The 23,525-nt window shown below is 42.2% G+C and carries 17 protein-coding genes and 1 pseudogene; 4 read left to right on the forward strand and 14 right to left on the reverse strand.

Translation table 11 applies throughout. The features are described 5' to 3' along the window. Positions 1–32: 32 nt before the first annotated feature. The 4 genes from AC2SLM_RS06230 to AC2SLM_RS06245 form a co-directional block, all read right to left on the reverse strand. Positions 33–1,394, reverse strand: coding sequence for a serine hydrolase domain-containing protein (locus AC2SLM_RS06230; RefSeq protein WP_486552656.1), 1,362 nt, complete (start codon positions 1,392–1,394; stop codon positions 33–35). Between the two features lie 218 nt (positions 1,395–1,612). Next, the gene (locus AC2SLM_RS06235; RefSeq protein WP_486552658.1) at positions 1,613–2,116 is read right to left on the reverse strand and encodes a protein tyrosine phosphatase family protein; all 504 of its coding nucleotides are present in this window, start codon (positions 2,114–2,116) and stop codon (positions 1,613–1,615) included. A gap of 83 nt (positions 2,117–2,199) precedes the next feature. Beyond that, the gene (locus AC2SLM_RS06240; protein ID WP_486552660.1) at positions 2,200–3,102 is read right to left on the reverse strand and encodes a MaoC family dehydratase; all 903 of its coding nucleotides are present in this window, start codon (positions 3,100–3,102) and stop codon (positions 2,200–2,202) included. Positions 3,103–3,285: 183 nt separating this feature from the next. Then, positions 3,286–4,686, reverse strand: coding sequence for a 3-oxoacyl-ACP reductase (locus AC2SLM_RS06245; protein WP_486541289.1), 1,401 nt, complete (start codon positions 4,684–4,686; stop codon positions 3,286–3,288). Positions 4,687–5,467: 781 nt separating this feature from the next. On the opposite strand from AC2SLM_RS06245, the gene AC2SLM_RS06250 reads away from it, so the two are divergent. Continuing rightward, a complete protein-coding gene (locus AC2SLM_RS06250; protein WP_486552661.1) occupies positions 5,468–7,294 on the forward strand; it encodes an acetyl-CoA C-acetyltransferase in 1,827 nt (608 codons plus the stop codon). Between the two features lie 180 nt (positions 7,295–7,474). On the opposite strand, the gene AC2SLM_RS06255 is transcribed toward AC2SLM_RS06250, so the two are convergent. From AC2SLM_RS06255 to rsmG, 8 genes are all read right to left on the reverse strand, one after another. Further along, positions 7,475–7,828: a PilZ domain-containing protein gene (locus tag AC2SLM_RS06255; protein ID WP_486552662.1), complete on the reverse strand. Its 354-nt coding sequence runs from the start codon at positions 7,826–7,828 to the stop codon at positions 7,475–7,477. Positions 7,829–7,882: 54 nt separating this feature from the next. Beyond that, positions 7,883–9,010: a DNA polymerase III subunit gene (locus AC2SLM_RS06260; RefSeq protein WP_486552677.1), complete on the reverse strand. Its 1,128-nt coding sequence runs from the start codon at positions 9,008–9,010 to the stop codon at positions 7,883–7,885. 60 nt (positions 9,011–9,070) lie between these two features. Further along, on the reverse strand, positions 9,071–9,937 hold the full coding sequence (gene kdsB / locus AC2SLM_RS06265; protein WP_486552663.1) for a 3-deoxy-manno-octulosonate cytidylyltransferase: 867 nt from the start codon (positions 9,935–9,937) through the stop codon (positions 9,071–9,073). Between the two features lie 56 nt (positions 9,938–9,993). Further along, positions 9,994–11,115, reverse strand: a complete 1,122-nt coding sequence (gene lpxK, locus AC2SLM_RS06270; RefSeq protein WP_486552664.1) for a tetraacyldisaccharide 4'-kinase — start codon at positions 11,113–11,115, stop codon at positions 9,994–9,996. 129 nt (positions 11,116–11,244) lie between these two features. Beyond that, on the reverse strand, positions 11,245–13,113 hold the full coding sequence (gene msbA / locus AC2SLM_RS06275; RefSeq protein ID WP_486552665.1) for a lipid A export permease/ATP-binding protein MsbA: 1,869 nt from the start codon (positions 13,111–13,113) through the stop codon (positions 11,245–11,247). Positions 13,114–13,181: 68 nt separating this feature from the next. Further along, positions 13,182–14,240, reverse strand: a complete 1,059-nt coding sequence (locus AC2SLM_RS06280) for a ParB/RepB/Spo0J family partition protein (protein ID WP_486552666.1) — start codon at positions 14,238–14,240, stop codon at positions 13,182–13,184. Between the two features lie 276 nt (positions 14,241–14,516). Next, positions 14,517–15,287 (reverse strand): ParA family protein, encoded by a 771-nt coding sequence (locus AC2SLM_RS06285; RefSeq protein ID WP_486541303.1) that lies wholly within the window; start codon positions 15,285–15,287, stop codon positions 14,517–14,519. 57 nt (positions 15,288–15,344) lie between these two features. Beyond that, a complete protein-coding gene (gene rsmG / locus AC2SLM_RS06290; protein WP_486552668.1) occupies positions 15,345–16,019 on the reverse strand; it encodes a 16S rRNA (guanine(527)-N(7))-methyltransferase RsmG in 675 nt (224 codons plus the stop codon). Positions 16,020–16,197: 178 nt separating this feature from the next. Between rsmG and AC2SLM_RS06295 the strand changes: the two genes are divergently transcribed. The 3 genes from AC2SLM_RS06295 (at position 16,198) to AC2SLM_RS06305 (ending at position 20,764) form a co-directional block, all read left to right on the forward strand. Next, positions 16,198–18,444, forward strand: a complete 2,247-nt coding sequence (locus AC2SLM_RS06295) for a Lon protease family protein (protein WP_486552670.1) — start codon at positions 16,198–16,200, stop codon at positions 18,442–18,444. Between the two features lie 232 nt (positions 18,445–18,676). Next, positions 18,677–19,741, forward strand: coding sequence for a helix-turn-helix transcriptional regulator (locus AC2SLM_RS06300; RefSeq protein ID WP_486541309.1), 1,065 nt, complete (start codon positions 18,677–18,679; stop codon positions 19,739–19,741). A gap of 333 nt (positions 19,742–20,074) precedes the next feature. Further along, entirely contained in the window at positions 20,075–20,764 is a 690-nt protein-coding gene (locus AC2SLM_RS06305; protein WP_486541311.1) for a TerD family protein, read from the forward strand. A gap of 323 nt (positions 20,765–21,087) precedes the next feature. Here the strand turns inward: AC2SLM_RS06305 and AC2SLM_RS06310 are convergent, their stop codons facing one another. Then, entirely contained in the window at positions 21,088–22,083 is a 996-nt protein-coding gene (locus AC2SLM_RS06310; RefSeq protein ID WP_486552672.1) for an ion transporter, read from the reverse strand. Positions 22,084–22,259: 176 nt separating this feature from the next. Next, positions 22,260–23,213, reverse strand: a pseudogene (locus AC2SLM_RS06315) (2-oxo acid dehydrogenase subunit E2); the annotation flags it as partial. Positions 23,214–23,525 lie beyond the last annotated feature (312 nt).

The raw sequence follows: 23,525 nt of genomic DNA on the forward strand, positions 1-23,525 counted from the left end.
GGCTATAGGACTTATTTCTCGAAAAGGATGGGCTATAGCCAGTCCATCATCGCTTCGATAATAGCAAACTGGCGCACATCGGTGCTCATTGTCACATCATAATTATGTACGTAAGCGACAGCTAGGTTTCGCTCGGTATCACACCAAGCCACCGACCCGTTATACCCCATATGACCAAAGGCATGCTTTAGGTTCTCTTGCGACTGGCAGCGGCTAAATAATCGATGATAACCAAGACGCCAGTGCATACTCTTCGGTGCATCAGCCGCCATTATCGCATCTTGTCCTTCGACGTATATTGTCGATAGCTTATTAAATATCTCAGGACGAATTAAGGTCTTACCTTGCCATACGCCTTTATTGGCCAGCATTGCATACATGGTTGCCAATGCCTTTGCCGATGCCACATTATTAGCGGCAGGTATCTTCGCCATTAACGCATCTGCTCTGTAATAATCGAGCCCCTGATGACCTGTCGGCTCAAGCGCGTGTCTGAAATCCTGCACGTTAATACTGCGCATATCAAAATATAGCTTGGCTATCTCTAGCGTTTTAAGCGCAGGTTTTTCACCTACTGCTTTTGCATTGCCATCATCTGTATTTGATAATTGTTGCCAACACTGATAACTAGGCAAGCTTTGATACGCCGCTATAACGTCTTGTGTATCATTACGCAGCATTGGCTTAGCATTGCGAGATTTTGTTTGATGCTTGGCCTCCTTCTTTTCAGCATTTACTTGAATAAGAGTGTCAAAATCATTGAAGTTTTTGGCCAATGTCGCAACCTGACCAACTTTTGACTCAGGTACACCAAAGTACAGACCACCTTCAACTCCTAGTGGCTTAGCTAAATAAGTCTCTAACGCTTCGTTAAGAGGCAGGTTTGTCACCTTCTCTACCAAACCGCCCAGTACCCATCCAGAGACTAGAGCGCTATAAGCACTCTGTGCTTTTTCATTCTCTGGCTTTTTGGCTGGCATCTGCTCGACTCTGCTGAGCATTAACGGCCAATCGAGCATATCTTCAGCAGACTCGGTCACTGACTGCACATCAAACAGACCAGCTCTGTGGGTTAATGCATCTTTGACGGTAATCGACTGCTTATTATTTTGCGCAAACTCAGGCCAATACGCGGCAATAGGCGATTCATAGTCAATCATCTCTTGTGATGCCAAGATATGAATCAGCGTCATCAACACGCCTTTACCGGTCGAAAAATTTAAGGACAGCGTATCTGAGCTCCATTCTTGATAAGGAGTCGCTTTACCCACGCTTACCTCAGCGATAATGTTGCTCTTATGATAGACCACTACCGATCCACCTGCCGGCGCGTCGTCTAATTGTAGCGAGCTTATGAGATCAGATAGTCTGTCTTCAATATTTTGAGTTTGCATAAATACCTCTTTTATTTTTATAATTTAAGATTAGCATTCAGCCATTATAGATAATTATTATCAATGATAGATACTAAACCAGCGACCTTTGAAATTGCAACCGTTATAACCAAAAAGACATCCATATTGGATGTCTTTCTAGATAACTTTTTTTAGTACATCGACGACAAGCATAGGTGTTTAGAACGGATGCAAGCCATTAATACAGAAGCATTGGCTTAACGAGGTACCAAAAGGCGCATACGCACCTCTTCTTCTAAACTTGTTAAACCGTGATCCTTACCTCTTTGTAAAGCGGTATCTAACTTACGACCACGTAGCCAACCTGCTCTTAATGCCACGCAAGCGCCAACACGGTTACCAGAACCGCAGTGCAACAAGGTCTTCTTGCCATGATGCGCACGTAACGCTTTATCAAACTCAAGCAAGTTTACCTGCTTTAAATCATCAGCGCCTGAGATTGGCAAATGAGTGTACTGTATACCATGAGCTTCTACTTCAGCCTTCTCATCGAACGTCAGCTCACTTTCAGGCTGGAGATTGATGATATGCTCGATACCCGCTTCTGCTGCTTTCGCAACTTTTTCAGGTGTCATCTTACCTGTGACAACCGTATTGGCATCCGGAAACTTAGCATTATCAAAGCTTTCTGCTAAGGCATCTTGTAAAGACTGAGGTTGTTGCTCTTCTTGGCTTTCGGATTGTTGGCGCTCATCTGCCATGTTTGCTCCTTAGTAGTCGTGAGTAAGTGACTGCATCTAATACCTATATAGTGAATAAACTATGCTAAATAATCATCATTAGTCTATTTTTCAAGCTTTTTGATAACGCCTGCTAAATGCGGCTTGTCATTTTTGGCACTATATAAATCAAAGCTGACTTCACCAGACTCATCTAGCTGACGTAAGTTATCACCGATAAGCTCAACTTCTGATGGCAATAAGATTGGTAGTTTAAAGGCCACATCAACAGTATAGGCTTCTGGTAAATCCATTAAGCTTAAGCATTTTGCTTTAGACCACATACCATGAGCAATTGCTTTTGGGAAGCCAAAGGCTTTAGCAGTCACTGCATGTAAATGAATCAAGTTAAAGTCGCCAGAGATCTTGGCATAACGACGGCCGATGTCTTCTGGCACAGCAAAGATACTGTGCATATCGTCCTGCTCTGCTTTTGGCTTTTCATTAACTGTTTTTGGCTTCTTATCTTTACCAGCGCTGTCTGTTTTCTGACGTGACAGATAAGTCGATGTACCTTCCCAAATCAGCTCATCACCGTTATGCACTTCGGTGACAAAATCAAACTGTTTGCCTTTATCATGGTCACGCAAATTAGCAAAGCTGACCGACATAGATACGACTTCAGAGTCTGCAATACGGCGATGCTGAGTCACTGAGTTCTCAACGTGTACTAGACCTAACATGGCAAACGGGAACGCTTCGTCAACCATCATATTCATCTGCAGCGCTTGTGATAGCACGGCAAAATAAGTTGGTGGCACTTGCCCAGTATTGGCAAAGCCGCAAATACGGCGATAGTCTTGAAGATTTGACTGATCGATTTTTAATTCATCAACGGTGTAAGTTGCTTCCGGTAAGGTGTCTTTTTTACCTTTTGGCTTTTTGCTCACAACAGGTAATAAAGATTTGATGATTTTGCCATAGGTTTTATGGGCTTCCGGTAGACTATTAAAATTACGGGTGGTCATATGAAATCCTTTTTTCTCAATGAAATATTCTGTCAATATTAATATGACAAAAAGAGCCATCAACTTTGATGGCTCTTTTATTGCTTAAGATAAGTGGCAGGCCTAAAAGAAATCAAATAATTGATATTCAAGCATTACGCCACTTACCTATCTTTTAGGCTTAATTTATCTGAAAAGCAGATATTAAGCGCCAAGCAAGCTTTGGCCACAAACACGTACAATGTTGCCATTTACGCCGCCAGAGGCAGGTGATACTAACCATGCTGCTGTTTCAGCAACGTCTACTGGTAAACCACCCTGGCTCATAGAGTTCATACGACGACCCGCTTCACGGATAGCCAGTGGAATAGCTGCTGTCATTTGTGTTTCGATAAAGCCTGGAGCAACGGCGTTGATTGTGATTGCTTTGCCGTCTGCTTTTAGCTTTCTTGCTGTCGCTTGTACCAGACCAATAACGCCCGCTTTAGAGGTTGCATAGTTGGTTTGACCTAAGTTACCAGCGATACCTGAGATTGATGACACACAAACGATACTTGCATTGTCGTTTAATACGTCATGGTCAAATAGGTAATCGTTAATCATTGCGATACTTTGCAAGTTGATATCGATAACCATATTCCACTGCTTATCATCCATATTTGCAAGTGTCTTATCACGAGTCACACCGGCGTTATGGATAATACCGTCTAAGCCATTACGCTTAGCTGCTGCTTCTGCGATTTTCTCACCAGCGTCATCTGCAGTGATGTCTACGGCTAAAGTAGAACCACCGATTTCGCCTGCTACTTTTTGTAAGTCAGCTTGCTGAGGTGGAATATCTAGGCAGATAACATGAGCGCCATCACGAGCCAATACGCGAGCCATTGACTCTCCGATACCACGGCTAGCACCAGTTACTAGAACCGTTTTACCAGCAAGAGGTTTTGACCAATCTACTTGCTCAGCATCACCAGCACCAACACGTACCACTTGGCCTGATACATAGGCAGAACGTGCAGATACGAAGAAACGTAGTGTCGAATCTAAGTTGGCTTCTTCGCCTTCACTCACATAAATAACTTGAGCCGTGATACCTTTTTTGAATTCTTTACCAACCGACTTTACAAAGCCTTCTAAAGCACGCTGTGATAAAGTTGAACCGATACGTTTGCACTCTTCTGGTGGACGACCGATAACAATAACGCGGCCTGATTGCTCAACTTGACGAGCCACAGGATGGAAGAAATCATACATCTCTTTAAGATCAGGAGCATGTGCGATATTAGTCGCATCAAAGATTAATACTTTGTATTTATCGCTATGACCTTCGCTGTCTTTTGACTCAATACCAGCGCTGTCTAACGCATCTTTGTTTGGGTCTTGACCAGCAACATACACTTCAGCGTGTAGATCATTTAAGGTCTTGGCAACCGCTTCACTTACACGACTGTCTTCACCTGATGCCGAACCGAATAATACGCTACCACGTACTACTTTTTGACCTGGCTCAAAACGGTCTAACTGTACAGGTAAAGGTAGGCCTAGGTTTTTAGCTACTTTCTTACCTAAAGGCGACTGTACAAACTCTCCATAGCGATCTGACATAAAAACTCCTGATTTATTTGATTGTTTATGTTAATTACTTACTTGTAATGCTAATTTTTTTCGTTAGCGCGTGCTGACCATACTCTAATAATTATATCACTAACGACAATAATGATGATAAATCATCAACTTTTCAAATTTAATAGCATGGATTAAATAGAAAACCGCGACTGAGCAGTTCATATTTTTATTAAGGAGCAGTTAGACTGATTCCTCATTTATAAAATGATAACAGCATTGAGTCTCTATATTATATAGAATGCCTTTATCTACAAATGATTGGTCCCTTAGGTAATGACATTAAGCTACTGTCTTCGCTTAACTTAGCAAATAATTATCATACCGAGATAATATACTTAGACCCATAAGCCAAGATTGCCTATTATGGCTGATATGCTAAAATCAAACCTAAGGTTATGAATAAACCTAGCAACGATAACATTATATTATTATAGAACAATATTCACCATAATGTTTATATAACAATGTTAAAATTACCACATGAAGATTACTACTCTTTAAGTAAGCATTGTATTAATGTTCGTTGTTACGGACGTAGCATTGTTTAATGATAAATTAAATGGGATTATAGTCTTAAAGCATTGAGGTCATTGTTAGTGCTTGTTAGTAATTACTATTATCCATACTCACTGATACTTTACTCACTGGTACTTTTTAATGCATTAAACCCTCTAAACCCTATTTTTTAGACACATATTAAAATCTCTGTGCCAATAAAATCTGTGCCAATAAAAATTGATGTTAAACATAAGGATATTAAATGAGCAATTCTAACCAACCAAAAAAAGATTCTGCCGTAACCTCAACTGTTGTGAGCAAAGGTGGTAAGTCATTATTAGATGAAAACACCAATAACTCAGGCAATGAGCAAACTGAACAAGCAGACTTCTCAGAGCTTCAAAGCGAGGTCGTTTCCTCACCAAAAACTCATGCTGATGAAGTGATTAGTGAAGACAGGGCTGCTAAGCAAAAAATCATCGAAAATGCGAAAGCCGAAGCTGAGCAAGAAGACAATATGTCAGCAGACGAGTCTAATGATGATGCGGCAAAAGACAGCTCAAAAACGAACAGCAAAGAAAAAGAGTCTCCTAAACAAAGCAGCGACAAAAAAGACGCTAAAGCGGATAAAAAAGAAGACGACAAAAAATCTGCTGACGATTCAGCGGCTAGCAAGAAACAAGATAATCAGCCAAACACTGCATCTAAATCAGAGACTGAAAGTAAGGGCACTGATAATAAAGATAAAGCAGCTGGCACTAAACCCACGCCTAAAAAGGAAGCTTCAATGTCTAACTCTTCTAACAACTCAACTCGCCGCGTTGCCATCTTAGGTGGTAACCGCATCCCATTCGCACGCTCAAATGGTCCCTATGCTGATGCCAGCAATATTGACATGCTAAGCGCTGCATTAAATGGGCTTGTTGAACGTTATGAATTACAAGGCGAGCGTGTTGGTGAAGTTGTGGCCGGTGCTGTATTAAAGCTTAGCCGCGATTTAAACCTAACACGTGAATCTGCATTGAATACAGCGCTTGACCCACAAACGCCTGCTTATGATATCTCACAAGCTTGTGGTACTGGTCTACAAGCGACTTTCGCTTCTGCAAACAAAATTGCACTAGGTATTATCGATTCAGCCATTACCGGTGGTGTTGATACCACATCTGACGCGCCTATCGCTGTTGGTGATGGCCTACGTAAAGCCCTAATCAAACTTGGTGCAGCAAAAACAAACAAGCAACGTCTAAGCGCTCTAACTAGCATCAATCCTAAAGAGCTTATCGATGCACCACAAAATGGCGAGCCACGTACTGGCATGTCAATGGGCGAACACCAAGCGGTAACAGCACTTGAATGGAACATCAGCCGTGAAGCACAAGATGAGCTAGCAGTTAAGAGCCATCACAACCTAGCACGCGCTTATGACGAAGGTTTCTTCGATGACCTTATCACCCCATACAAAGGTCTAACTCGCGATAACAACCTACGTCCAGATTCTTCACTTGAGAAGCTAGCAACTCTAAAACCTGTATTTGGTAAGCGTAATGCGAACCCAACGATGACAGCTGCTAACTCTACGCCGCTAACTGATGGTGCATCTTGTGTACTATTAGGTACAGACGAGTGGGCTGAAGCTCATGGTCTTAAGCCACTGGCTTATATCGTACATCAAGAAACTGCTGCTGTAGACTTCATCGGTAAAGATGGCGTTAAAGAAGGTTTATTGATGGCACCTGCGTATGCAGTACCACGTATGCTTGAGCGTGCTGGCCTGACACTACAAGACTTCGATTTCTATGAAATCCATGAAGCCTTCGCGTCACAAGTATTGTCTACTTTGGCTGCTTGGGAAGATGAGATTTTCTGTAAAGAGCGTCTAGGTCTTGATGCACCGCTAGGTTCAATTGATCGTAGCAAGCTTAACGTTAATGGTTCATCATTAGCGGCAGGTCACCCATTTGCAGCAACCGGTGGTCGTATCTTAGCCACTGCTGCTAAATTACTTGACCAAAAAGGTTCAGGCCGTGCACTCATCTCTATCTGTGCTGCTGGTGGCCAAGGCGTAACCTGTATTCTTGAAAAATAAGTCGCCTATATTACTATTACTGGTTATCTGACCAATAATGGTTAACTGATAAGCATAAAAAAGAGCTCTTAATGAGCTCTTTTTTTCGTTTGTAAGTTTTAATATCTGCAATCTTGATATTAGACACTTTGCTTTATTAGATATGATTACCCTCGATAATAATCTATTAGATAATAGACACTACATGGTATAAGTGGCTTGCAAAGAATCTGTCATGCCCGCGTTAGCTAAACGCTGTTCGATTTCCTCGTTTAAGCTCTGCCCCAACTTGTTATCTGCTGCTATCTGAATGGCAATACCCTTAGGCCGACCCGCTTGCGATTTTGTATTAATCCAAACCACATGCCCACTAATAGCAATATCTACTTTTGCATCTGGTAAGCGGATAAGAACGCTAGCACTATCACCCAACTGATACTGGTTAATAGCAACCGGAATAAACATCGCCCCGCCCATAACAAAAGGAAGATAGCTTGCATATAGCTGCTGCACATCCTCAATATCGTAGTGTAATAATGGCTCTGTTTGTATCACATCTATGTTACTTTCTCCTCATAGCAGAATAATCCCTATCCGCTATGTCACTCATTATAGGACTGCCAATGCAGACATAATGCGATCATAAGCGACTTTGTCTTGTACATTTTGATGAATCGCTTGCTTAATATCATTCATCACTGACATCACCTGTTGTATGGCATCTAACTTAAGCGCTATTACACTGTCATAGCCCTCTAGATTTAAGTCTTGCTGTAAGGCAGGTATGCCCATACTTTGACGACTAAAATCCATCAACATAAATTCTGATAATCGAATAAAACTCTCTAGACTTAATGTCTTTTGCCAGTAGTCGCTAGCAGCAATGCTACTTCGCTTACCAACCCGCAATGCCAGCCATGCTTTAATCCACGTCTCACGATAGGCATACCAATCGCAGCTTAGCATATCCAACGCTGCTAAAGGTGCGCCATTGGCAAGCTTTAGTGCCTGCTCAATTTGCTGCTGCATATCGTCATCATTTTGCACATTTACCAAACCTTGAGCACGTATGGCTTGAGTAAGATAAGCTTTTACGCTGTCTGCTTGTATATGATCGATGGCCACCTGCTGCACTCGGCTTTTAATAGTGGGCAGTAGTTTGGTCGCCATATCGGTAATTAATAATAGATGGATGCCCTCTCTGGGCTCTTCTAATGTCTTTAACAAGGCATTAGCCGCAGCAACCGTCATTGTGTCTGCATTATCAATCACACACACGCGTCGTCCCATACTACCTTGACTAATAAAGGGCTGCAACTCCCTAATATCATCGACTTTTATTGAGGACTTAGCAGGCTTGTTAGTATCACTACCCTTCGCGCTTTTTTTACTCTTTGTACGAGTTTTACTATTAGCCGTATCGTTTGACTCGTCATCACTGCTGACTGGCAGGCTCGACATCGGCAATACTTGCAAATCAGGATGCGTCCCTGACATCAGCCACTGACAGCTTTGACACTGCCCACAAGCACCTTCAGGATGATCTAGGCGATTATCACACAAAAGCCATGCCACAAATCGCCAGACAAAAGCCCGCTTACCAATGCCTTGCATGCCAGCAAATAGCAGTCCATGCGGCAGGCGCTCATAACGGGCAATCAAATGCTGCCACGTCTGCTGCTGCCATGGCAATATGGGCGCAAAATATACGTCGGTTAAGCCATCCTCTGGATGCATCATAGTAGTGCCTGTTATGTTATCGAAAGGAGCCTCTGTCTTACTCTAAACTATTGGGCTTTATTGTAGCTCGCTAATGGGCATTTGATTTAATCGCTCTAAATCTTGCTGTGTATCCACTCCTGCCGGTAATTGTAACGCTGCTTTAGTAATGGCAATTTTACCGCCGTTTTCAAGCACACGTAGCTGCTCTAAACTCTCTAATCCTTCTAATGTACCTTTAGGCCATTGAACAAAATCTTGCAATAGGCGTACCCGATAAGCATAAATACCCAAGTGGCGGTTGGCACTGTTTGGCACATTGAAATGAGGAGCCTGTAATGAGTCAGATTCAGAGTTGTTATCGTCTTGATTATGCAACTGCTGTTTATTAGCCAGTGCCATCGCATGGTCGCGATCACAAGGAATAGGCGCTCGACTAAAATATAACGCATGGCCTAAGCTGTCTGTGACGACCTTAACCGCTGATGGGCGTAAAAATTCTTCATACGTTAAAATAGGCTCATATAATGTAGACATCACACAATCTGGCTTATCGATTAACAGGTCCTTAACCTGCTCTAATAGCTGCGCTGGTATCAGCGGCTCATCGCCCTGCATATTTACCACAATATCATCCGTATCCCAGCCTTTAATACGGGCTACTTCACTGAGTCTGTCTGTTCCTGATTCATGAGCAGCATCTGTCATCACCACATCATAACCGGCTTCTCGGCACACATTGGCAATACTTTCATCATCGGTCGCAATACACAGATCATCTGCAAAGGTTGCCTGACTTGCCTTTTCAGCTACCCACAATATCATTGGCTTACCATGAATCTTTAACAGCGGCTTACCAGGCAGTCGGGTGCTTCTAAGGCGTGCAGGAATAACAATATGTACTTTTGATTGTGATGAAGTCGATGTAGACTCAGTAGCACTCATGATAAGTCTCTCTTATTATATGATTAAAAATATATCGATAAGCCTATGATATTAATTTATTCTATTCCTAAGGCGTTAATCTGCTTCATTAAAGTGTGATAGCAATTTTCTGAAAGCGTGGCACGTACCGGTAATACCCAAATAGATAACTGATGTAAAGAGGTGTTATTAGCGACCAAAGGCTCAATTTTTACTGCATCTTTTGAAGTAATCACAATTGGATAATCGGCTAACGTATCTAAATCACTGACTGCAAAATTATGATGATCTGGCATCGGCTTTTCGATGACCTTAAATCCTAGATGGCGTAATGTATCAAAAAAACGTTTTGGATAGCCAATGCCACTGACTGCATATACCGTTTTTTGATTATTGGCAGAGCTGATATCTAAGCTCTGAGATTGACTGTTAGTAGAATTATGATTTCTAGCACTATTATTCAATGGCTGCAACGGTGCAGGTGCTAAGCGCATAATCAAGGGCTTATCAGGTTGGTTGGCTACGGTTGATGCCTCGCTTGCTGTCGCCTGATGATAGATAACTGTCGCTTCTTTTAGACGACTAATTGGCTCACGTAAAAACCCAGTCGGCAGCAGCTGCTTATTACCAAAACCCCTATCACTATCGACCACTATCCATTCAATATCGCGTTGTAGCTTATAGTGTTGCAGGCCATCATCGGCGATAATTAATTGTGTCTCTGGTGCATGCTGTAATACGCACTCAATAGCAAGTTGACGATTTGGGCAGACTGCCGTTGCAACGCCTGTCTCTCGCACAATTAAGCAAGGTTCATCACCCACTTGGCTTGGCTGACTATCTTCGGTAACCAATGCTGGCATGAGGGACTCGTCGCCGCCATAACCTCGACTGATAACCCCGACTTTAATATTCTGCTGCTGTAAATACTGTACCAGCTCAATAATTAGCGGCGTCTTACCACTACCACCCACCGTGATATTGCCAATAATCATAACCGGTACAGGCGCACGATAGCTTGACAGCAGCTTTGATTGATACAGCTGACGTTTTACAAAAGTGACACCGCCATATAAGGCGCTTAATGGCCATAGCAACCAAAGCCACCTCGCTTGCTGTTGCCAAGCCTGAACTAAACCAAGCTCTATACTAGACTCAGATTTGGTAGGCTTATTTGTCTGCTGCGAACTTGTTGTCATAATAATTGCTATTAAAGGCGGGTTATAAGAGTTTCAGATAGTTTATAATAATAAGGCAGCTTAGATAACCCAAACTGCCTTACTACTTATTATGTTATTATGAATACTTCAAATCACAAATCATAACGCTTATAAACCGTTATTTTCTTGTGTATTGTATTGGCTTTCCGCAAAGTCTCTATCATACATTTGCTTGTATTGACCACCGAGTGCCATCAACTCATCATGACTACCTGATTCGACAATATGCCCTTTATCTAATACGACAATCTTATCAGCAGAATCAATCGTGGTTAGACGATGCGCGATGACCAAAGTGGTTCTGTCTTTCATCACATTCTCTAACGCTTGCTGAATATAATACTCAGACTCATTATCTAGCGCACTTGTCGCCTCATCTAAAATGAGTATCGGGGCATCTTTTAGTAACGCACGTGCAATAGAGAGACGCTGACGCTGACCACCTGAAAGCTGCAGACCTTCTGCACCAATTGAGCTATCGTAGCCATTCGGCAAATTCATAATAAAGTCGTGTGCAAAGGCCGCTTTTGCTGCAGCTATAACTTTTTCTTCTGATTTAGAAGCCAAATCTCCATAGGCAATGTTGCTTCGTACAGTCTCATTAAACAGCACAACTTGCTGATTGACCATAGCAATCTGTGAACGTAATGAGGTTAACGAAATATCATTAATCGGTAAGCCATCGATATAGATGGTACCACTGGTCGGGCTAAAGGTACGGGTTAATAAATTAACCAAGGTCGTTTTACCAGCGCCGCTTTTACCCACAAAAGCAACCGTCTCCCCTTCTTTAACTGATAGATTAAAATCAGCCAAAGCTACCGTACCATCGGGATACCGCAAAGACACATTTTCAAAACGAATGTTACCCTTAACAGTACCTGCGGCGACCCCAACATCTTCTTCTTCTGGTTCATCTAATAAGTCAAATATGGACTTACCCGCAGCAATGCCTCTTTGCAGCTTTTGGTTCACATCTGTTAAGGAGCGAACCGGTTTACTTAGTAAGCCTGCAGCCGTTAGATAGGAAATAAATTCACCGGCTGTGGTATCAGCAATGACTTCTGGACGCAGCGCTAGCCAAATTACAATCGACAAGGCTAGCGCCATTAATAACTGAACTGCTGGTGTGTTAATACTACTGGTAATGACTATCTTCATACCCTGTTTCAGGTTTTTAAACGACGCTTTGTTAAAACGCTGTCTTTCATAGTCCTGACCGCCGTAATTCTTCACAACCTGATAGCCAGTAATCACCTCATTGGTGATATGGCTCACATCGCCCATGGTTTTTTGAATACCTTTAGATAATGAAAGGTATCGTTTTGACGCAATTCGAATCAACCACAGAATAGGCGGTAATACTAAAAACAGAATAAGCGTCAAGCGCCAGTTTGAATACAGCAAAAACCCAAGTAATCCAACAACTGTCAGTCCATCACGCAGCATAATCTTTAAAGAATCGGTGCTGGCTGCAGTAACCTGCTCGACATCAAAGATAAGCTTGGAGGAAATCGTACCAGAAGGATTGGCTAGATAAAAAGAGTTAGGCAGTGTCAGCAGTTTATTAAACACTTCCACACGCATCTTATAGACTAAGTTACGTGAAATAAAAGCCGCAAAATAATTACCCAAAAATGAGCCGATGCCTCTAACAAAGAATAGCAGGACGATTAAGAAAGGAAATATATTTCGCTGAGTTTGGGTACCATCATTGATAGCATCTGTAATAAACTGAATGAGTTTGGCAATGCCGACTTCTGTCGCTGAGTTAATCGCAAACCCAAGTATGGTGAGCAAGATTGCCCACCAGTAGGGTTTGACATACTTTAATAATCTAAAGTAAGTTTGGATATGAGTGATTTCTGGTCGATCGGCTTTTGGTGATTTTTTTAAGGGTGAGGGCTGGCCTAGATCAGGCTTTTTACCAGAGGTAGGCGCGGACGATGCGTCTTTATCTGCAGAAACTGTCATCATATGCCCTTTTTAAATTTATATACTTTCCACTATCTTACAGTCGAATCATTACTAGATTACTTAAGTAGTTACTTAAAATGCTGCAATAAAGCATCAAGCTCTTCTGGACTATGAAAGAAAATCTCCATACTGCCCTTGCCGCCTTTTTTCTGCTTTAATTTTACCGTCGCGCCCAAATATTCTGATAACTGCTGATTTAGCTTATCAATTTCTATGTTGTCCTGACCCTTTTTGGTTTTTTGTGTTTTCTCAGGATTTAAAATAGATTTCACCAGCTTTTCAGCCTCACGAACCGTCATAGAGTTTTCTATGATTTTAACAGCGATAACTGGCTGCTGCTCGGAAGATAAAGACAATAGCGCACGTGCATGGCCCATATCCAAATGGCCTTCACTTAAATGCTGTTTTACATCTTCATGTAAGTGATTCAATCTCAATAAGTTAGATACCGTGGTACGCGCCTTGCCCACCACTTCAGCAATCATCGCATGACTCATACCAAATTCAGTATGAAAACGCTGTAATGCAGCGGCTTGCTCAATCACTGATAAATCTTCACGCTGAATGTTCTCAATAAGCGCTAAGGCAATGGCAAGCTCATCAGATAAAGCACGTTCAATGGCAGGGATTGTCGTTTGACCGGCCATTTTAGCAGCACGCCAGCGGCGCTCACCGGCAATAATCTCATGGGTAATGCTGTCAGATGCTTTTTCTTCAGAGGCAAGTAACGGGCGAATCACGATCGGCTGCATAACACCGTGCTGCTTAATCGATGAAGCCAGCTCCGCCAATGCCGTCTCACTCATATCACGTCTGGGCTGATATTTACCTGCCTGCAACCGCTCTACACTCATTTGGACTAACGTCATCTCTTCATCAGAGATGTCACTTGCCACAGTCTCTTTGGCGACAGCAGCTTTGCTTGTAACAGGCTTCTTTCTAGCAACTGGTTTTTTAGCTACAGCGGCAGTAGGCTTTGCTGGTTCAGAGGACGGCTCGCTTGCTTCTTCACGCGCAGTTTGCACGTCATCACGCAAGGCAGCAGCTGTGATTGCTTTTTCTTTTTTAATAGACCCGAGTAGAGCATCTAACCCTCGGTTTGCAGCTAATCCACGCTTCTTGGCCATGTTGGTTTTCCTCTACTACCCGCTACCTGATCTATAAAGTTAATAGTTTACAATATTTTATTACTATAAAACCAAAGATGATGATGTATTTGTTACCCGACTTCGGGGGAGGTTCATTTTAATGAATTGTGCGAAGCTTGCAAGGGCAATCATCACTTATTCTGATGTTAATTTAACACCTCGCCAATAAGCCTAACAAATTCGGACATACTTTTACACTTACCAAGCCGTTAAAATGGCCTAATCTAATTTAGTTAGCCTGTAGTTCATTGCTTACTACGAGTCAGTGGCGCGCTGCTTGCTTTGACGAATAATTTCTGTCGCAAGTTTACGATATGCCTGCGCCCCTTTTGAGCTTTTCTCATAATCAAGAACGGGCATACCGTGCGCGGGCGCTTCTGCCAATCGAATATTGCGCGGGATAATGGTCTTAAACATCAAATCACCAAAGTGCGCCTCTAATTCTGCAGAGACATCATTTGCAAGCGTATTGCGTGAATCAAATAATGTTCTTAATACGCCTCGGATATGTAGCTGTGGATTAAGCTCTTTTAATCGATCAATTGTCTGTGATAAGTCTGCGAGACCTTCAAGCGCATAATACTCACACTGCATCGGAATAATGACGCCTTGAGTCGCCACCATAGCATTAATGGTCAGCAGGTTAAGGCTTGGCGCACAATCAATAATAATATAATCATAACCCTGCATTGACTGCATCGCCGTCTCTAGCAATAGATGACTGTCACTTTTACCCATTAAGGTGATATCAATACCAGATAAATCGCGGTTCGCACCCACGACATCAAAACCTGCCGGACTAGGATAAGTGGCGTCTTTTAAGCTCACCCCATCAAGCAGTACATCGGCAATACTTAATTCAAGCTCACGCTTATCAAGGCCAGTACCTGTGGTGGCATTGCCTTGAGGGTCTAGATCTATCAGCAACACTTTTTTGCGTCTGCCAGCCAAGCTTGAAGCCAAGTTTACCGCCGTAGTTGTCTTACCTACACCACCTTTTTGGTTTGCAATTGCCAGAATTTCCATAGTGTTACTCTTGTTACCTCAATAAAAGCAGGTTGGTTTAAAAGTTAATGAATTAAGTTAGATTTTTCTATTGAGCTCAGTTAAATGTCTGGTCTCATTTAGATAAGGGACACTTAGCGGTATATTGGTGATATCCCAATCTTGTTTTAGGCCTTCAGTATCTGCATCATCAGGAACCAGACCCTTCATCGCTTGTAAGCAGCCATTGACTGCCATTCTAGGTGCAGAAGCTGCCACAAAATCACTCAAGCTGGCAAAAGCGCGTGAGGTAACTACATCGAATTTCTCAGACTCTTCTGGATTAAAGTTTTCAATACGACTGGCAACCGGTGTGACATTTATTAGTCCAAGCTCACTAACAGACTGTCTAATAAAGCGGATTTTCTTTTGATTGCTGTCTAATACCGTAATGTCACGCTCTGGCTGACATATTGCGACGACCACACCAGGCAGACCTGCCCCAGTCCCAATATCAAGCAATCGACCTGACTTAAGATACGGTAAAATTGCTAAGCAATCGATGATATGCTTTGTTAACGCCTCTTCAGGCTGTTTAATCGCAGTTAGGTTATAAGCCTTATTCCAAAACAGTAGCTTATCTAAATACAGCAGCAGACTACGGCGCTGCTCTTCACTCACCTCAATCTTTAATTGAGTAATGGCATCAAGCAAGCGCTTATCAAGGGTATCTAGTTGATTGTTTATGACATTAAATTTAGCAGTATTCATCATCTTATCAGCACTCTACTGTATTACAATATACTCGAACCGTATCTTTTAACAAGCCAAGCAGCATAGCGAGTCATTATAACACGTTCACGATTTTTTTAGATGGTATCGCGACTTTATCATGCGATATACTCAATAATAATTTTCACACTTTGCTTTGCATTTCAACATTGAGTTAACTATGTCTAACCCTTCCAAAAACAATTATAAACCGTCTATTAAACATAAAAATACCGTAACCCAAATCAAGCAGCGCTGTAAAGTTGGCGTCTCTAAATTAAAAAAATACACAGACAGTACCACCCTGCCCGCCTCAACCAAACTGGCCCCAAAAGCCAAATTAGATTTCGGCCAAAACCGTGCGGTACATGCTATAAAAACGGCCTTCGATATTCCTGCTACCGGCTATCATGTATTTGCGGTTGGAGAAAATGGACTGGGTAAGCGCACTTTTATCACCCGTTATTTACAGCAGCAAGGACATAAACAATCAGCGCTTTGTGATTGGGTGTACGCACATAATTTTTACAATCCCTTACACCCCTTAGCGATATCCCTACCTCCTAAGGCTGCACCAGAGTTACAGCAGCAATTATTGATGATATGGCAAACGCTCACGCGGGTTTTAAATACGAGCGTCTTAAATAATAGCGAAGCATCTTATGAGCAAACCGCCAAGCAAACGCTGGCCCCTTTATATCAAAAACTAACTAAAACCTACGCAGATAATCCCAAACTCCTTAATTACCTAAAAGCAATGCAAGAGGATATGATTGCCAATGCTGCGCTCATTGCAGAGGGAGATGATAAGCGATTTTCGGTGGACAATCAGCGCCTATTACCTGACCGCTATTGCTTAAATATCATGGTCAGTCAAGCCAACACAACAACGCAGGTGCGACTACGCCATACTCGTGATGCTGCGCCTATTATTTTTGAGCCGTATCCTAAGCTCACTAATCTGATAGGCTGTATTGGGCAGACTCTACAATCTGGTAGTACCCTGTCTAACCATATGATGATTGAAGCAGGTGCGTTACATCAGGCCAATGGTGGCTATCTATTAATAGAGGCCAGTCATTTAGCTGAGCATCTTGACGCATGGCAAGCGCTGAAACGCACTCTGCAATCTCGCAGGCTTACCCTATCTAATTATCGCCAAACTGACGCTTTAGGCGGTATTGGTTTGCAACCTGAACCCATTCCTTTAAATCTAAAGGTGATTTTATTGGGCGATCCGGATTTATATGATCAATTTGCCGAACGTGATTTGGAGTTTAACGCGACCTTTAAGATACGGGCTGATTTTCATGATGAGGTCAGCCGCACTCATGCTCATGAAGTCGCGATGAGCTCAAGAATGGTAGATATCATTGCTAAATATGACTTAAATCATTTCGACAATACTGCTCAAGCGGTTGTTATGGAGTATTTAAGCTTACAATGTGAAGATCAGAACAAGCTTAGCCTGCATACCGATCGCCTTATACAATTAATGCTAGAGGCAAATCGCCATGCCAATACGGAAAAATTAAATTTGGTTAGTACAGAGCATATCAAGCAAGCACTTACCGATATTACTTACCGCGCGGGCTACTTAAAAGAGCTGTATTTGCAAGAGATTACCGATGGGCAGCAGCTTATCAGTACCAGCGGCAAAGCAGTCGGTCAGATTAACGCCTTAACCATAGTTGATTATGCGGATAGTGAGTTTGGCATGCCTGCCCTATTAACCGCTGTGGTTCAGCACAGTGTTGGCTCAGGTGATATATTAGATATTGAGCGTGATGTTGAGCTTGGCGGTAGTTTACACGCCAAAGGTATGCTCATTATGAACAGTTATCTGCGCGCTTTATTTAGCCCCTATCATCCACTCAATTTCACCGCATCACTGGCCTTTGAGCAAAGTTACGCGCATATTGATGGCGATAGTGCGACTCTTGCCGAAGCCTGTGCGCTGTTGTCTGCCCTTGCCGGCGCGCCTATCGCTCAGTCTTTAGCGATTACCGGCTCCATGAATCAGTTGGGCCGCGTGCAAGCAGTTGGTGGCATTAATGCTAAGATTGCTGGCTTCTTTGACGCTTGCTCACACCAAGGTCTGTCCGGTCATCAAGGGGTGATTTTACCGCATGCCAATATTTCTCAGTTAATGCTTCGAGATGATATTATTGAAGCCGTTAAATCCAAGAAGTTTCATATCTATGGCGTTAAGACCTTAAGTGAAGCGTTAACTATTTTGGCAGATATTGCGGTTGATACCACCACCAAAAAAGGGCACTACCGCAAATCAAGTTTGTTTGGCAAAATTATTAAAAATCTTAAGAAGTGGGAAGAGCAATTAAATCCGCCAGAAGGTGATACGAATGACACATCCGATACGTCTACCAATGAGACACAGCGCTTAAAATCGAATACAGATAAAAAATAATCACTCATGCCTTTGATATTTGTTTGATGACTTTGTGTCTATAGTTGAGTGATAAGCGATAAAGTATGCTATTTTTAGCTTTATTATAATATATTTAGTATTATTTCTAATCAGTCGCGTGGTCACTATTCTAGGTCGCCACGTATCATCGCCCTCACTTTAAGCTGGTATTGATAAGCAATATAGACGTAGAGTTGGGCTGTTATAAATTACATAATAAATGATGACTAATATGACGATGAGCAAGGACAATACCTCACAGACTGCTGCCATGCCGAAGCCGCCTACCAATAGTACGGCCACTACCGCCAGACAGTGGGAACTGCTAAACCTGTTAGAACGTGGTAGTTGGCGCGGTACCCATCATTTACATGAGCAGCTGCGTCTGGCCAATTTCGATGTCAGCTTACGTACTGTACAGCGAGATTTGAATGCACTGTCCAAACGCTTTCCTATCGAAAAAAACAATGCCAATCCACAAGGTTGGCGCTGGAAAGAAGATGCCCCAGTACAAAGCTTGCCGCATATGAATCTATCTCAAGCGGTAGCCTTTAACATGGTCGAGGCTAATTTAGCCCAGCTATTGCCGCCAGCTATTTTAGATGAATTATTCCCGTGGTTTGATTTGGCACGTCGTCAGTTAAAAGATAGCAAAATCACTCACAACTGGCTTGATCGCGTACGTATTGAACCGGCAACGCAGCCGCTTATTGCGCCTAAAATTTGTCGCGACTGTAAGGACGCCATTTATCAAGCGATTTTCCACGAATGTCAGATTAGCGCGCGCTATACCCGCCGCAATAAAGATGAGCCTGGCGAATATCAGCTTAACCCTATAGCCATTGTGCAGCGCGGTGTGGTGATTTATCTGCTGGCAACTAAAGTTGGCGATGCTGAGCAAATTATTCGCACCTTTGCCCTACACCGTTTTACGGAAGTGACCGTAGAGGAAACCAAAGCGGTAATTCCGGCAGGCTTTAATTTAGAAGCCTATCTAGATTCTGGCGGTATGGGGTTCGCGCATTATCTATTCAAAGACTTACCTAATCATGGCAAAAACACCAAGATAAAACTGGTATTCAATGGTAAAGCCGGTACCAGCTTGACGGAAAGCCAGTTAAGCGATGATCAAGTGGTCACTGAAGACACTGAGAATAATACCCAGACCATTATCGCCACTGTTAATCTAACCTCGCAATTGGTATGGTGGCTGCGCGGCTTTGGCAAAAAGCTGACCATTATTGAGCCAGAAATACTGTCTCATGCAGTGAAACAAGACGAGCATTTTGATCAATAAGCTGATATTCAAATGCACATCCGATTATTTAAAGTTGAACTGATTAGGGTAATTACCTAAATATAGCACTGCCCTAGTCGGCCGACCGATATTAAAATGTTATAATCTTTGTCACTATCTTAGAACCTGTATTCACAAGCTATAATTGGCTCTTTTTGCCTAAAACAAGCCACTACTTTGTTAAAACTCGGCTCGAATAGAATGACTATTCAACCCAATTTTTCCTCGTATTGTCTCATTTTATTCTAAAAATACCATAACTGTAGCTTATGAATACAGGTTCTTATAAAAACAATCATCATCTTTATCCTTATGATTAATTAGGAGTTCTACTTGGCCGCTTCAAACCATACTGCCGCAGACACAACAGCTAACCAACCTATTGACAGTAGCCCTTTATCAACTGACGCTGCGCCTTTATCAAATTTACTCAGTGAACTCTCTATTCGAGGGAATAGCTTACTATTTGGTCTGAACTTCAAATATACCGAAGTCACCAAAAAAGGGTTTATTAATCGCCTAAAGAAAAATAAAGAAACCATGGATATTGATTTATCTTGTGTGATATTCGATGATAAATTACAAGTGGTCGATACGGTATGGTTTAAACAATTACGCGACGAATCTTCCGCAGTACGCCATCAAGGAGATAGCTTAGACGGTAAGGATCGCGGCGCAACTGCTGAGCTTGACCGCAATGTCGATGTTGAAACCATCGAGATTAGATTACCGCGCTTAGCTCAAAATGCCGAGCACATTGCTCTATTAGTATCTAGCTATAAAGGGCATCCGCTTAATAAGCTTGAGCGTGGCAATATCTATATTAGCGATGATGAAGGCAATGAAATTTACGCCTCAGATTTGACCTTATTAGGTACTGATAGCAGCGCATTATGTGTGGCGGTACTAAGCCGAGAGTTGGGCGAATGGCGCTTTACGGTCAAAGATTTACCGTTAACCGGCACTGATATGGACGACATGGCAAAGCAAGTTAGCAAAGACTTGGCTCGCATATACGCTTAGGGTCTACTTTTAGTCGTTTGACTTAGATATCGAAGCACTGAGATATTGAAGTATTAAAATCAAACAAACCGGCCGAGAAACACTAGGGCGTATCCTCATTTTGAAAATGGTGATAAAAATAAGATAAATCGCAGTCAGACAAAGAAAGTAATGCCGTAAATATCGAGATATTTACCCGTTATTTGAGGCAGTATGACAAGATTTAGCTATTTTTAGCCCATTTAAATGTAATCGTACGAATTGAGGACACGCCCTATAACAATAGTATTTCTCGGCCGGTTAATGTTTAAACTGATTAACTTATCAATTGATAGATTTCTAGTTTATAAATGCTCACCACAGTGTGGGCAATAGTTTTTCTTATCAAGCTCCGCTAAGCGGTCTTCATACTCTTTCTCACGTAACAGCTGCGTAATCACTTCATCTGCTTGGTCTTTGTTGAGTCCAAGCTCACGTCTGATTTGATCAATTTTGTATTTGTCTTTGGTCAAATCCATATGCTCATCTTCAAGCAATAACTCGCGAAAGCGCTGCTCTAACTGCTCTCTACGCTGTTCAAGCTCAGACGCCAAACCAGAGGCAAGGATACCGGCCGGTAATGCGGCTAGACCAACACCCAAGATAGTAATCACCGCACCCAAGAATTTGCCCATAGTGGTTACAGGAATAACATCACCATAACCAACCGTGGTCAATGTTACCACTGCCCACCACATCGACTTCGGAATCGACTCAAACACCTCAGGCTGGGCTTGGTTTTCAACCACATAAATACCACTTGAGGCCGTAACAATCATGATAATTAGAATAAAGACAACCGCTTTAAACGATTCTTTTTCTTTGTGCAGCACGATTAACAAAATTCGCATTGCCGCAAAATAACGGGTTAGTTTGAGCAATCTAAACAGTCTTAATACCCGTAGGAAGCGTAAATCAAAGGTAACAAAATAGTTCACAAAGGCGGGCAAGATTGAGATGATATCAATGATTGCCCCTGGACTTTTCATCCAATTCCAGCGTCGCCTCCAATGCGGAATACTCGGATCTTTGTCCGCATCACGCTCTACAATCGCCCATAAACGCAGCAAATACTCTATTGTAAAAATCGCAATTGAGAAATTCTCGAACGCAGTAAAAAGTGCTTGGTTAGGAAAGTATATACGGTCTACCGACTCAGCAATCACAGCCGATACATTCAGTAGAATTAGAATAATTAAAAACTTATCAAAAAATCGGCTCAACGGCGTTTGATAAGCTTCATTTTCAATAATGTCATAAATTCTGTTTCGGAACTGTTGGTACATCTGATTTTTAATCATATTACGCTAACTAGGTTGTCCACGAAGCACTATATTATAGAGGACAGGTGGCGCTTATACTAATACCTTTATCAAAAAAGCTTGGCTAAGCTCATAGATATAAAAAACCTCTGACTGGATTATCCAATCAGAGGTTTTAGATATTTATGATTTTCTAAAAGTTAAAGCATTTACTATTACAGTAAAATGCGACGTGGATCTGCCAATAACTTCGCAATATAGCGGGTAAATACTGCTGCATCTGCACCGTTAATCACACGGTGGTCATAAGATAAGGATAAAGGTAACATTAGACGTGGTTCAAACGTGCCCTTCTGCTCATCCCAGCGCGGCTGCATGGTGGCCTCTGACACACCTAGAATACCAACTTGTGGCCAGTTAACTAGCGGCGTAAAGTAGGTACCGCCTAAGTTTCCTTGGCTAGAGATGGTGAAGCTTGCGCCTTGTAAATCTTTAGTGCCCAGTTTCTTATCACGCGCTTTAGCAGCAAGTTCGCCGATTTCAATGGCAATCTGCTTTATGCCTTTATCTTGAGCATTTTTGATAACGGGCACAATCAAGCCATCATCGGTCGCCACAGCAATACCCATATTGACCGACTTTCTAATGTGAATTTGAGTATTATCATCGCTTAAATGACTGTTAAATTTAGGATACTGCAGTAGCGCATAAGCAGTCGCTTTAACAATAAAGGCCAAGATAGTTAAACCAACACCTTCAGCTTTAAATTCAGGCTTAAGCTCTTTACGCAGCGCCTCAGTATCCGTAATATCTGACAAGTCAAACTGAGTAACCTGTGGTAAATACGTATTATAGTTAAGCTGCGGTATTGACACTTTTTGTAGACGACTTAAGTCTTGCGTCTCAATCTCGCCCCAAATCTCTGTGTTACTCATATCCGGTAGTGACGGTAGACCAGAACCCGTACTTACGGCAGCAGAGGTAGCTGTTGTCTCTTTTTTCATGTGCGATTTAACGTAATCAAACACATCTTCTTTTAAGATACGCTCATTAATCGCACTGCCCTCAACTTGAGTAATATCAACACCTAGCTGACGTGCCAACTTACGTACTGCAGGACCTGCATAAACATCGGCTAACTTGCCATTAACTTCTGCTTCGCTTAACGTGGCTTGAGATTTTGGGCTACCTTTTGAACCAGCATTGGCTTTCGGCGCAAGCTTAGCCGCTTGAACGTCTGATTTAGCACTGCTTTCTGGTTTTTTAGTGCCGTTACTTGATTTTGACTCTTTTTGCGCAGGTTTCCGCTCTGATTTCTTATTATCACCTTTTGAGTCGCTGCCTTTTATAACAATATTGTCCCGTCCTAAAATAAGTTTACGAAAAGGAAGCTTATAAATGGACAAAGCAGAAAGATCAAGGGTTAAACGAACACAGAAAGATTACACACTCGGCTTTAAATTAGCTATTGTAGAGCAAGT

The organism is Psychrobacter sp. CX16, assembly GCF_057396245.1.

Bases quoted from the DNA above. Each gene is read 5' to 3' on its own strand.
- AC2SLM_RS06230 (WP_486552656.1), bottom strand. From the start codon at position 1,394: ATGCAAACTCAAAATATTGAAGACAGACTATCTGATCTCATAAGCTCG.
- AC2SLM_RS06235 (WP_486552658.1), bottom strand. From the start codon at position 2,116: ATGGCAGATGAGCGCCAACAATCCGAAAGCCAAGAAGAGCAACAACCT.
- AC2SLM_RS06240 (WP_486552660.1), bottom strand. From the start codon at position 3,102: ATGACCACCCGTAATTTTAATAGTCTACCGGAAGCCCATAAAACCTAT.
- AC2SLM_RS06245 (WP_486541289.1), bottom strand. From the start codon at position 4,686: ATGTCAGATCGCTATGGAGAGTTTGTACAGTCGCCTTTAGGTAAGAAA.
- AC2SLM_RS06250 (WP_486552661.1), top strand. From the start codon at position 5,468: ATGAGCAATTCTAACCAACCAAAAAAAGATTCTGCCGTAACCTCAACT.
- AC2SLM_RS06260 (WP_486552677.1), bottom strand. From the start codon at position 9,010: ATGCATCCAGAGGATGGCTTAACCGACGTATATTTTGCGCCCATATTG.
- kdsB (WP_486552663.1), bottom strand. From the start codon at position 9,937: ATGAGTGCTACTGAGTCTACATCGACTTCATCACAATCAAAAGTACAT.
- lpxK (WP_486552664.1), bottom strand. From the start codon at position 11,115: ATGACAACAAGTTCGCAGCAGACAAATAAGCCTACCAAATCTGAGTCT.
- msbA (WP_486552665.1), bottom strand. From the start codon at position 13,113: ATGATGACAGTTTCTGCAGATAAAGACGCATCGTCCGCGCCTACCTCT.
- AC2SLM_RS06280 (WP_486552666.1), bottom strand. From the start codon at position 14,240: ATGGCCAAGAAGCGTGGATTAGCTGCAAACCGAGGGTTAGATGCTCTA.
- AC2SLM_RS06285 (WP_486541303.1), bottom strand. From the start codon at position 15,287: ATGGAAATTCTGGCAATTGCAAACCAAAAAGGTGGTGTAGGTAAGACA.
- rsmG (WP_486552668.1), bottom strand. From the start codon at position 16,019: ATGATGAATACTGCTAAATTTAATGTCATAAACAATCAACTAGATACC.
- AC2SLM_RS06295 (WP_486552670.1), top strand. From the start codon at position 16,198: ATGTCTAACCCTTCCAAAAACAATTATAAACCGTCTATTAAACATAAA.
- AC2SLM_RS06300 (WP_486541309.1), top strand. From the start codon at position 18,677: ATGACGATGAGCAAGGACAATACCTCACAGACTGCTGCCATGCCGAAG.
- AC2SLM_RS06310 (WP_486552672.1), bottom strand. From the start codon at position 22,083: ATGATTAAAAATCAGATGTACCAACAGTTCCGAAACAGAATTTATGAC.